The organism is Sphingopyxis sp. SCN 67-31, from assembly GCF_001725095.1.
This window is the reverse complement of record NZ_MEFH01000056.1, coordinates 152,275-164,044: the sequence shown is the minus strand read 5'-3', so window position 1 is coordinate 164,044 and position 11,770 is coordinate 152,275. Positions and strand designations below refer to the sequence as shown.

Sequence of the window (11,770 nt, the reverse complement as noted above, 5' to 3'; positions counted from 1 at the left end):
GAATATGCCGCCCTTGTGCCGACCCGCCGCCCGGATTGGAAAAGCTTTGTGAATATTTCTTGTGAATAAAGCGAATGAAGTGCATTGCAGCGTGTAAATCAGTAAAGAAAGTTACATCATGGCGGAGCGGCGGGTGTTCGCGGGACCGGCGGTGCGCAAGTTGCGGCGCGATGCCGGGTTGACGCAGGCGGCGATGGCCGAGGCGCTGGGCATCTCGCCGAGCTACCTCAATCTGATCGAGCACGGCCAGCGCCCGCTGAGCGCGACGGTGATCGTCCGGCTGGCCGAGCGTTTCGGCTTCGACGCGGCGAAATTGGGGGCGGAGACGGTGCCGGGCGGGCTCGCCGCGCTGCGCCGCCGTCTGGCCGACCCGCGCTTCGCCGATCTCGACATCGGGTCGCGCGAGGTCGAGGAATGGCTGGAGAGCGCGCCGGCGACCGCGACCGCCTTCGTCCGGCTGTTCGACGCGGCGGGCGATGCGACCGCCCCCGCCGCCGCCGAAGCGCCCGAGGTCGACGCGGTTCGCCGCGCGATCGAGAAATGGCGCAACCACTTTCCCGATCTCGATGCGCGCGCCGAGGAACTGGCCGACGAACTGCGGCTCGCGGGGGGCGACCTCTATGGCACCATCGCCGAGCGGCTGCGCACGCGTCACCAGCTTGGCATCCGCATCCTGCCCGCCGACGTCATGCCCGACCGGCTGCGCTGGCTCGACTGGCATGCGCGGCAGCTGATGCTGAACGAGCTGCTGCGCCCCGCCTCGCGCACCTTTCAGGCCGCGGCGACGCTGGCGCAGATGGAGGCGAAGGACGAGATTTCCGCCCTTGTCGCGGGCGCAGAGTTCGCCGAACCGGCCGCCGCGCGCCTGTTCGAGCGGCATCTGATCCAATATTTCGCGGCGGCGCTGATGATGCCCTATGGCCGCTTCCTGCGCGCCTGCGACGCGACGGGTTACGACCTGCTGCTGCTCCAGCGGCGTTTCGGCGCCGGGTTCGAGCAGGTCGCGCACCGGTTGACGACATTGCAGCGCGTCGGCGCACGCGGGCTGCCCTTCTTCATGCTCCGCATCGACCGCGCGGGGCAGGGGTCGAAACGCTATGCGGGCGCCAGCCAGTCGCCGCTCGTCGATGGCGATGCGCGCTGTCCGCTGTGGGGCGTCCACGAAGCCTTCGCGCGCCCCGGCGAGGTGATCGCCGACCTTGTCGAGCTGGAGGACGGGTCGCGCTGGTTCACGCAGAGCCGCTCGGTCGCGGCGCCCGGCGCGACGGGAGGGGGCACGCCCGCGCGCTTCGCGGTGTGCATCGGGGTCGACGCCAAGGTCGCCGCGCCGCTGGCCGCCGCGCGCGGCATCGACCTGATGCGCAGTCCCGCGACCCCGATCGGCCTCGGTTGCCGCCGCTGCACGCGCAGCGGCTGCGTCCAGCGCTCGATGCCGCCGCTCGGCCGTCCGCTGCGATTCAGAGAGGGCGAGCGCGGTGTCAGCGCCTTCGATTTCGCGGGGGATTAGAGCATCGAGTCTTAAAATCTGACCCATCGTCCCGAACGGATAGGGGTGTTGCAGGTTTATGCACGGTTTCTCTTTTCCGTCTCCCTGACCTTGTCTGGCAATGATCCCTTTTCGACAAGTCACCGTCCCCGGCGAAAGCCGGGGTCCATGCGAGGTAGCGCTGTGTCATCTGGACCCCGGCTTTCGCCGGGGAACGGCTCCTGACTTGTCCGAATGGTATATATGCCGACTTGTTTCAGAGCCCGCCCCGGACCCGATCGGGGTCCATGGTCCGCCCTCGCCTGAAAGGCGGCGCAAAAGGAGAGGTCCGCCCATGGATGCTGAAACGAGTTCAGCATGACGAAGGATGTGGCAGCACGCCAAACCCCGAATCCCCACAGGTCTCAGGTCACGAACCGATAGACACGAACGGCTGAGACCGTGCGGTTCTTCAGGCCTTTTGCGCCGCCACCCAGCGGTCGATCATCGATCCGAGGACGTCGATCGGCATCGCGCCCGCCGCCAGCGCGGTGTCGTGGAAGGCGCGGATGTCGAACTTGTCGCCCAGCGCCGCGCGCGCCCTTTCGCGCGTTGCGACCCAGCGCGTCTGTCCGACCATGTAGCTCGTCGCCTGACCGGGCCACACGCAATAGCGTTCGACTTCGGTGACGTTCGAGGGTTCGGGCGTGCCGAGCGCCTCGTTCATATAGGAGATCGCCTTCTCGCGGCTCCAGCGATAGTGGTGCAGGCCGGTGTCGACGACGAGCCGCGCGGCGCGGAACATATAGGATTGCAGGTAACCGAGACGGCCGAAGAGGTCGCCGTCATAGACCCCCATTTCGTCGGCAAGCTGCTCGGCGTAGAGACCCCAGCCCTCGGTATAGACCGAATAGACGGGCAGGCGGCGCAGGCGTGGGATACCCGTCGCTTCCTGCGCCAGCGCGATCTGGTGATGATGGCCTGGCGTCGCTTCGTGATAGGTCAGCGTCGGCAGCGTCCATGATGGATTCTCCGCGGTATCGCGCAGGTTGATGTAATAGGCGCCGGGGCGCGAGCCATCGAGCGCCGGAATCTGGTAATAGCCGCCGGCGGCGCCGTCCTCGATCTCCGCCGGGACGCGACGGATCTCGACCTTCGCCTTGGGCAGGCGGCCGAACATCTCGGGCAGGCGGCGCTGCATCTCCTCGATCTGTTCGTTGAGCTTGGCGATCAGTTCCGTCTTGCCGGCGTCGGTGTTCGGATAGATGAAGCGCTTGTCCTCGCCGAGCGCGCGCAGCCGCTCGGCGACCGTTCCACCGGTCATGCCCTGTTCGCGGAAGATCGCGTCGGCGCGCGCGGTCAGTTCGGTCATGCGTTCGAGCCCGAGCTGGTGGATGGCTTCGGCCGACATTTCGGTCGTCGTCGCGAAGTTCAGCGCATAGGCGTAATATGCGTCGCCCTTCGGCAGCCGCCAGACGCCCGCGTCGTGGGTCGCCCGGGGACGGACGCGCGCCAGCTCGGCCGCCTGGCGGCGCATCGCCGGATAGATTTTGCCTGCGACGATCGCGGCGCAGCGGCGTGTCCAGTCGCCGGGGATATGTTTTGCGTCGGTCCTGGCCTTGAGATTGGCGGTGAGGCCGTTGGCCTCCGCGGCAGGCGCCATGATCTTTTCGTAGAGGCCGAGGGTGCGGTCGATGACGAAATCGGGCGGAATGATCCCCGCCGCATGGTCGGTCTTCATCCGGTTCGTCTCGTTGTCGAGCTGGACCGCGAAATCCTCGCAACGCGCCAGATAGGCCTCGGCATCGGCCGCATCGGCGATGCTGTGCTGGTTGACGAGGAAGTCGGGGATCGAGCGGTAGGTGCCGCTGAGCTGGGTGACCGGGTGCGGCTCCGGCCAGCTGTGCAGACCATAGGTGAAACTGTCATAGGCCTTCACATAATGGTCCCACGGTCCACGGAAGGTCTCGTAATTGACGAGGTCCATCCCCGACAGCTTCGCCGCGTCGATCTTCTCGAGCGCGGCAAGGCCGAAGCGATAGAGGTCGTGGCTGCGCTCGATCCCGGCGGGCGAACGGTCGGCGAGGCGCGACTTGGCCGCGGCGTGCGCGCCCTTGTCGAGCCCCAGCGCGGTGGCGAACTCGGGGTCGTTCTCGACCAGCATGTCGAACAGGCGCTCGTAGAGGGCGTTCAGCCGTTCGCCCTCGCTTTGCGCCGGATCGGCGAGCATCGCGCGGGCGGGGGAACGCGCGGCGCCGAGCGCGGAGGCGGCGGCGAGCGTGGCGATGAGCGTGCGGCGATCGAGCATGGAAATCTCCGGGAGAAAAAAGCGTCGGAGATCGTTCTAGCCGCCCCGGTCAGCGCTGTATTGTAATCAGTTGACGCGCGCGCCACCGGCCGGGCGTGACGCCGCTGATGCGCGCAACGGCCCTGGTCATGTGCGCCTGATCGGTGAAATGCAGCCGGTGCGCGATGGCGGCGAAGGATTCGCCGCTCGCCCGGGCGGCGGCGAGCGCCGCGCGGGCGCGGACGTCGGCGCGATAGGCCTTGGGCGTGCAGCCATAGGCGACGCGGAACCCCCGGCTCAGCGTTTCGGCCCGCACGCCGTGCATCTCCGCCCAATCGGCGAGTGCAAAAGGGGTGAGTGCCCGCAGGTCGCGAGCGAGCAGGTCGGGCCAGTCGCGCGCGGCCGCCGGCAGGGCGGTGAAATCCTCGACGAGCAGTGCCGCTGCCGCCGCGGCGTCGCGGCTCGCGAAACGAACCAGTGCATCGGGATCGCGCACCCGTCCGCGGACGTGCGGCGCGCCAGCGAGCGTGGGCGGCAGGTCGAGGATCAGCACGCGCGCGCCTCGCGCCTCGACCCGGTCCAGATGCGATTCGAAGTCATGGTGGATCAGCGCGTCGCCCGGCCCCACGTCGAAACGACCCTCGTCGCCGGCTTCCTGATAGCCGCCTTCGAGGACGATCGCGACATAGGCCGTGTCGTGACAATGGCGACCGCGCAGTTCGTTCGGTACGTGGGCGAGCAGGCCCAATGGTGCGGCGGCGAAGGATGGGCGCGCGATCATCGCTGCGGTCTATCGTTTGACGCATCGGCGGTCATCCCCGAATAGCCCGGCGACAAGTGTAAAATTAACCGACAGTTGACGCCTCTCCGCTAGAATCGCGCGACGAAAGGGTTCGCCGCACTCCATGTTCCGTCTGTTCAAGCATTATGTGCCGCATGCGGTCGTCTGGCTGGCGCTGATCGAGTTCCTGGCGCTGCTGGGATCGGCGGAGGCGGCGTGGCATCTCTATGCCCATTTCGCCGATTTTGACGCCGGGAGGCTGGCCGGACGGTGGCTGCCGCTGACGACCTTCGCGCTCGCCAACGCGCTCGCGCTGATGGCGACCGGGATGTACGGGTCGGAGGCGCTGCGATCGATGCGGTTCGCGACCGCGCGGCTGCTCGCGGCGATCTCGCTGGGGGTCATCTTCCTCTCGGTCGTCGGCTTCCTGCTGCCGACCGCGACGCTGTGGCGGGTGAACAGCCTGTATGCGATGGCGCTGGCGATCGCGGCGCTGTTCCTGATCCGCCTGGGCATGACGCGGGTGGCGGGCGCGGAGACCTTCAAGCGGCGCATCCTGGTGCTCGGCGCCGGCACTCGCGCGGCGCGGCTGCAGGCGCTGGCCGATGCGCCCGGCAGCGGCATCGCGATCGTCGGCTTCGTCGCCATGTCGGACATCGAGCGCAAGGTGAAGGACGCGGTGCCGCGCGAGGCGATCGACAATCTGTCGGAGCATGTCGTCGCGCTCGGCGCCGGAGAGGTCGTGCTGGCGATGGAGGAACGGCGCGGCGCGCTGCCGCTTGCCGACCTGCTGCGCGTCAAGACCGCGGGGGTCCATGTCAACGACATCGCGAGCTTCATCGAGCGCGAGACGGGGCGCGTCGATCTGGCGACGACCAACCCCAGCGCGCTGATCTTTTCCGACGGTTTTTCGGCGGGGCAGCGAATCTCGCGCGTCGGCAAGCGGATATTCGATATCATCGCTAGCATCGCGGTGCTGGTGGTCGGCCTGCCGCTGATCCTGATCGCGGCGATCGCGGTGAAGATCGACAGCCGCGGACCCGCCTTCTATGGCCAGTCGCGCGTCGGCCTGTTCGGCGAGCCGTACCGGATCTGGAAGATCCGGTCGATGCGCACCGATGCCGAGGCGGCGGGGCAGGCGGTCTGGGCGAGCGAGAACGACCCGCGCGTCACCCGCGTCGGGCATGTCATCCGCAAGCTGCGCATCGACGAACTGCCGCAGCTCTGGTGCGTGCTCAAGGGCGAGATGAGCATCGTCGGCCCGCGCCCCGAACGGCCGGGCTTCGTCGCCGAACTCGAACGCGAGCTGTCCTATTATGCCGAGCGGCACATGGTGAAGCCGGGGCTCACCGGCTGGGCGCAGATCAATTATCCCTATGGCGCGTCGGTCGAGGATGCGCGGGTGAAGCTCGAATACGACCTTTACTATGCCAAGAATTATTCGCCCTTCCTCGACCTGCTGATCCTGCTCCAGACGGTGCGCGTCGTGCTGTGGCCGGAGGGGGCCCGCTGACATGGGGGCGCTGTCGGCCCTGTCGGACCTGCTGGCGGGTCTGGCGCTGCTCGGCTTCGTCGGCGCGCTGATCTGGCTGCTGACGCGTCCGCGCGCGCGCATGGCGGTGCTGATGCCGGCGCCGGGGCGGCTGACGATCGCGGCGGCGGCGATGGCGCTCTGGTGCGCCGCGCTATATCTGTCGGGCGCGGGGTCGCCGCCGACGCTCGCGGCACAGGCGCTGCGCGACCTGGCGATCCTTGGCTGGCTCGCCGGGACGTTTCGGACCGCGGCGGCGCCGACCTCGCAAGCGCTGCGCCTGATCCAGCGGCTGCTTGCGGCGCTCTGTCTCGCGATGCTGGCGGGCGGCGCGGCCGCATGGCTCCACGACGGCGGCACCGCGGCGGCGTGGCTGAAGCCGACGCTGACGATCGTCGCGATGGTCGTGGCGTCGGGCGGGCTGCTGCTGATCGACGGCGGCGCCCGCCACGCCGGCGGCCGGATGCGGATGCCGACCCTTGCCGTCGCGGGGGGCTTCGCGATGCTGTGGGCCTATGAGCTCAATATCCAGTTGATCGGCACGCTGACCGGGCAGCGCGCCTCGACGCTGATCGCGCTCGTCCCGGCCGTAGCGCTGCTGATCCTGCCCACCTTCGTCATCGCCGCGATGGACATCGGGCGCGAGCGGATGCGGCTGTCGCGGCCCGCCGCGATGCGCGCCGTCCTGCTCGTCGGCGGCGCCGCCTATCTGATCCTGATCGCGCTGGCGGGCGCCGTGGCGCGGCTGGTCGGCGGGGATTATGGCGAGCTTGCGCAAAGCCTTTTCCTGCTCGTCGCGCTCGGCGCGGGCGGGCTGCTGTTCGCATCGGCGCGCGCGCGCGCGTGGCTGTCGGTCACGATCAGCAAGCATTTCTTCGAGCATCGCTACGACTATCGGTCCGAATGGATGCGCTTCACCGCGACGCTGGCGCAGGTCGAGGAGGGGGGCACCAGCCTGCATCGGCGCGTGGCCAAGGCGCTGGCCGAACTGACGGGAAGCCCGGCGGCGCTGCTGATGCTGCCCGACGCGCAGGGCGGCTTTCACGTCGCCGAGCATTGGGGCTGGCCCGTCGCGATCGACGAGGATGCACGGCTGCCGCTGCGCACCGCCTTCATGTTGCAGGAAACACAGCATATCGTCGACCTCGAAGCGGTGCGCCACGGGCGCGCCGACGATGCCGAGGCGCTGGCGATGCCCGACTGGCTGATCGCCGATGCGCGTGCCTGGGTCGTCGTCCCGCTGCTGCATTTTCAGCGCATGATCGCGGTCGCCGTGCTGCACCGCCCGCCCGCGCTGCGCGCGCTCGACTGGGAGGATTTCGACGTGCTGCGGATCGCGGGGCAGCAGGCGGCGAGCTACCTGGCCGAATCGCAGAGCCAGCAGGCGCTTTCCGAGGCGCGCCGCTTCGACGAGTTCAACCGCCGTTTCGCCTTCATCATGCACGACATCAAGAATCTGGCGAGCCAGCTTTCGCTGCTCGCGCGCAATGCCGAGCGCCACGCCGACAAGCCCGCGTTCCGCGCCGACATGGTCGAGACGCTGACAATCTCCGCGGGGCGGCTCAGCGATCTTCTGACCCGGCTGGCACCGCGCGAGCGCGCGCGGGCGGCGAGCGTCGAGCGCGTGCTGGTCGAGCCGATCCTGACCGATGTGGCGGCCGGGCTGCGGCCGCGCGGCGACCTGTTCGTGGGCTGCGATGCCGGGCTCGCCGCGCGCGGCGACGGCGCGGCGATCGCCCAGATCGTCGAGCAGCTCGCCGCCAATGCGCTCGACGCCTCGCCCAAGGGCGCCACCGTGCAGCTTGTCGCGGCGAGCGAGCAGGGGCGGGTGCGGATCGACGTGATCGACCGCGGCGCGGGGATGAGCCGCGCCTTCATCCGCGACGAACTGTTCAAGCCCTTCGTATCGACCAAGGAGGGCGGCTTCGGCCTCGGCGCGTTCGAGGCATTGCAGATCGCGCAGGCGATGGGGGGCATGATCGACGTTTCGAGCGAGCCGGGAGAGGGAAGCCGGTTCACGCTGTGGCTGCCGCTTGCCGGCGGCGCGGCGGCGGATGAAGCGACCGGAACGATGATGACGAAGGTGGCGACGCGATGAGCGACAGGGGGGGGGAGCCGCGTGCGCTGCTGGTGGTCGAGGACGATCCCGGCCTGCAGGCGCAGCTCAAATGGGCCTATGACGATTATCGCGTGCTGATCGCGGGCGATCATGACGCCGCGATCGACCTGCTGCGCGCCGAGGAGCCGGCGGTGGTCACGCTCGACCTGGGCCTGCCGCCCGACGCAGACGGCACGCGCGAGGGGTTTCGCCTGCTGAAAGCGATCCTCGAAATGAAACCCGATACGAAGGTGATCGTCGTGTCGGGGCACGGCGAACGCGCGAGCGCGCTGGCAGCGATTGCGAGCGGCGCCTGGGATTTCTATCAGAAGCCGATCGCCATAGAGGAACTGGGCCTGATCGTTCGCCGCGCCTTTCATGTCCACGATCTGGAGGCCGAGAATGCCCGGCTCGCGGGCGAGGGCGCGAACGACAACCGCGTCCTCGGCGGCATGATTACCGGCGCGCCCGAGATGCTGAAGGTCGCGCGCACGATCGAGCGCGTCGCCGGGCTCGACGTTTCGGTCATGCTGCTCGGCGCGAGCGGCACCGGCAAGGAGTTGCTGGCGCGCGGCCTGCACGAGGCGAGCCCGCGCCGCGACGGCGCCTTCGTCGCCATCAACTGCGCCGCGATTCCCGAGAATCTGCTTGAAAGCGAGCTGTTCGGGCATGAGAAGGGGGCCTTCACCGGCGCCGTCAAGACGACCGAGGGCAAGATCGAACTGGCGCACGGCGGCACCCTGTTTCTCGACGAGGTCGGCGACATCCCGCTGCCGTTGCAGGTCAAGCTGCTGCGCTTTCTGCAGGAGCGGACGATCGAGCGCATCGGCGGGCGCAAGCCGATCGCGGTCGACACGCGTATCGTCTGCGCGACGCACCGCGACCTCGACGCGATGATCGCCGCGGGCAGCTTTCGCGACGATCTCTATTACCGGCTGGCCGAGATGGTGGTGCGGATTCCCGCGCTCGCCGAACGTCCGGGCGACGCGGTGCTGCTCGCGCGGCATTTCCTCCACCAATATGCGCCGGCGATGAACTCGGGCGTCCGCGGCTTTGCGCCCGACGCGCTGCAGGCGATCGACGAGGGGCGGTGGCCGGGCAATGTCCGCGAGCTCGAAAACCGGATCAAGCGCGCCGTCATCATGGCCGACGGCAAGCTCGTCACCCGCGACGACCTTGACATGGCGGCGGCGGGCGACGGGGGCGAGGAGGCCTATCTGAACCTGCGCAGCGCGCGCGAGGCGGCGGACCGGGTCGCGATCCGCCGCGCGATGACGCAGAGCGAAGGCAATATTTCGCTGGCGGCGAAGCTGCTCGGGATCAGTCGTCCGACGCTCTACGACCTCCTCAAGCAATATCAGATGCAGGGGTGAATGCGCGTCCGGGGGGCCTGGATCGGCGCGCTGTGCGGGGCGGCGCTGCTCGCGGGGTGCGGGGGTCCGCGTCCGCAGGACCCGCGCGCGACGCTCGAGGAACGCCGCGCTGAGTTGCGCGATGCCATCGCCGATGACCCCGCCGCGCTCGACGCGCGGACCGAACTGGCGCGCGTCGCGATCGCGCTGCACGACGGCGTCGCCGCCGAAGCCGCGGTCAAGGCCGCACTCGCGGCGGGGGGCAATGCCGAGGTGCTGCGCCCGCTGCTCGCGCGCGCCTATGCGATGCAGGGCGACGGGCGGCGGGCGCTGCAGACGCTCGACGCCGGCCCGATCGCGCCCGAGGCGATCGGCGAGGCGGCGTGGGTGGCGGGCGACGTCCATCTCGACAATGGCGACCTGGGCGCGGCGCGCGATGCCTTCGACCGCGCGGTGCGCGAACTGCCGCGCGAATCGGCGCTGTGGGTCGACGTCGCGCGCTTTCGCGACGCCAATGCGGACACGCTCGGCGCGCGCGACGCGGTCGACTATGCGATCGAACTCGATCCGCAGAACAGCGGGGCGCTGGCGTTGAAGGCCAATCTGGTGCGCACGCAGCAGGGCCTGGTCGCCGCGCTGTCCTGGTACGACAAGGCGCTGGCGATCGACCCCGACAATGCCGGGGCGCTGATCGACCAGGCCGCGACCTTCGGCGATCTCGGGCGCTACCGCGACATGCTCGCGGCGCTGCGCCGCGCCGCGGCGGTCACGCCGGGCGATCCGCGCCTCTATTATCTGCAGGCGGTGCTGGCCGCGCGCGCCGACGATTACCAGTTGGCGCGCAGCCTGTTGCAGCGCACGCGCGGCGAGATGGACGATCAGCCCGGCTTCATGCTGCTCAGCGCGGTCGTCGAGTTGCAGCTCGGCGGCGAGGCGGTGGCGGCGAGCTGGGCCGAGCGCCTGCTGATGGCGCAGCCCGACAACGGGACGGCGCGGCGTATGCTGGCGGCGGCGAACTGGGCCGATGGTGATGCCGACGGCGCCGGCGAGGCGCTGGCGCCGCTGGTGGCGCGCGCCGATGCCGACAGCTGGTCGCTGCTGCTCGCGGCGCGCGTCGCCGCAGAGCAGGGCGCGCGCGCGGCATCGGCGGGCTATATGGCGCGCGCGGCCGCGCTGACGCGGGGCGATGCGGCGCCCTTTGCGGTCGACGACGACTATGGGCTCGTCGCGATGCGCGCCGACGCCGCGCCGCTCGACCCGGCGAAGGTGATCCCCGCCATCGGCGCGGACATCGAACGGGGGCGCGGCGGCGCGGCGATCAATCGCGCGCGGGCGCTCCGCGATGCGAATCGGGGGGTCGCCGACGCGCATATCCTGCTGGGCGACGCCGCGATGGCGGGCGGGCAATATGAGCTGGCGATCGAAGCCTATCGCAAGGCGCGCGACCTCGACGCGAGCGAGCGGACGACGCTGCGCCTCGCCAATGCGCTATACCGCGCGAACGATCCCGCGGGGTCGGGCGCCGCGATCCTCGCATTGCGCGACAGCCAGCCGTCGAGCATCGCCGCCGACCGGCTGGCCGGGCACCTTGCGATGGACCTCGAGCATTGGGACCAGGCGATCGCGCATTTCGAACGCGTCCGCCGGCGCATCGGCAATCGCGACGTCGTGATCCTGCGCGAGCTGGCGCGCGCGTGGGCCGCGAAGGACCGCGACGACCGCGCGCTGCCGCTGATCGCGCTCGCCTACCGGCTCCAGCCGCTGAACGGCGATATCATGCTGATCTATGCCGACCTGCTCAAACGCCAGGGCGACCGGCAGGCGGCGGAGGACCTGCGCGACAAGGCCGACCAGATCGGGCGCTGAGCATCGCGCCGCGACCGGCGAGCCGGCGAATCAGGCGTCGGTCAGGTCGAGCAGCGCGCGTGCGTCGAGGCCGATGCGGCGAATCTGCTGCGCGACCGGCGGCCAGATGTTGGTCAGGAAATCCTCGCGCATCAGGGTGCGCAGCCGGTCGGTCGCCCCCTCGGCGACGAACATGCCGACGCCGCGCTTCACCGTGACCAGCCCCTCGTCCTGAAAGGTCTGATAGGCCTTGGCGACGGTCAGCGGATTGGCGCCTTCCTCCGCCGCGAGCGAGCGGACCGACGGCAGCATGTCGCCATCGCGATAGGTGCCGTCGAGGATCGCGTTGGCGATGACATCGCGCAGCCGCTGGTAGACCGGTTTCGATTGATCGAGCATGCCGACTTAATG

8 protein-coding genes are annotated in these 11,770 nt (G+C 69.5%); 5 read left to right on the top strand and 3 right to left on the bottom strand.

All coding sequences use genetic code 11. The annotated features are described in order from the left end of the window. Positions 1-118 precede the first annotated feature (118 nt). On the top strand, positions 119-1,507 hold the full coding sequence (locus ABS88_RS10230; protein WP_076075138.1) for a helix-turn-helix domain-containing protein: 1,389 nt from the start codon (positions 119-121) through the stop codon (positions 1,505-1,507). A 430-nt stretch (positions 1,508-1,937) separates the two neighbouring features. On the opposite strand, the gene ABS88_RS10225 is transcribed toward ABS88_RS10230, so the two are convergent. Next, on the bottom strand, positions 1,938-3,773 hold the full coding sequence (locus ABS88_RS10225; protein ID WP_076075140.1) for a DUF885 domain-containing protein: 1,836 nt from the start codon (positions 3,771-3,773) through the stop codon (positions 1,938-1,940). 49 nt (positions 3,774-3,822) lie between these two features. Then, positions 3,823-4,533, bottom strand: coding sequence for a helix-turn-helix domain-containing protein (locus tag ABS88_RS10220; RefSeq protein ID WP_083675073.1), 711 nt, complete (start codon positions 4,531-4,533; stop codon positions 3,823-3,825). 124 nt (positions 4,534-4,657) lie between these two features. On the opposite strand from ABS88_RS10220, the gene ABS88_RS10215 reads away from it, so the two are divergent. Genes ABS88_RS10215 through ABS88_RS10200 form a run of 4 tightly spaced genes read left to right on the top strand, consistent with a single transcriptional unit; the run spans position 4,658 to position 11,380 of the window. Further along, complete coding sequence (locus tag ABS88_RS10215; protein WP_067107056.1) at positions 4,658-6,046, top strand: TIGR03013 family XrtA/PEP-CTERM system glycosyltransferase; 1,389 nt, start codon at positions 4,658-4,660, stop codon at positions 6,044-6,046. Between the two features lies 1 nt (position 6,047). Continuing rightward, entirely contained in the window at positions 6,048-8,162 is a 2,115-nt protein-coding gene (prsK, locus tag ABS88_RS10210) for an XrtA/PEP-CTERM system histidine kinase PrsK (RefSeq protein ID WP_076075146.1), read from the top strand. Further along, positions 8,159-9,535 carry a PEP-CTERM-box response regulator transcription factor gene (gene prsR, locus ABS88_RS10205; protein WP_076075148.1) on the top strand — a complete coding sequence of 459 codons (1,377 nt, stop codon included), beginning with the start codon at positions 8,159-8,161 and terminating at the stop codon, positions 9,533-9,535. Before prsK ends, prsR begins: the two co-directional genes overlap by 4 nt. Next, positions 9,536-11,380: a tetratricopeptide repeat protein gene (locus ABS88_RS10200; RefSeq protein WP_076075151.1), complete on the top strand. Its 1,845-nt coding sequence runs from the start codon at positions 9,536-9,538 to the stop codon at positions 11,378-11,380. Between the two features lie 30 nt (positions 11,381-11,410). Here the strand turns inward: ABS88_RS10200 and ABS88_RS10195 are convergent, their stop codons facing one another. Then, positions 11,411-11,758: a GntR family transcriptional regulator gene (locus ABS88_RS10195; RefSeq protein ID WP_067183371.1), complete on the bottom strand. Its 348-nt coding sequence runs from the start codon at positions 11,756-11,758 to the stop codon at positions 11,411-11,413. Between the last annotated feature and the right edge of the window lie 12 nt (positions 11,759-11,770).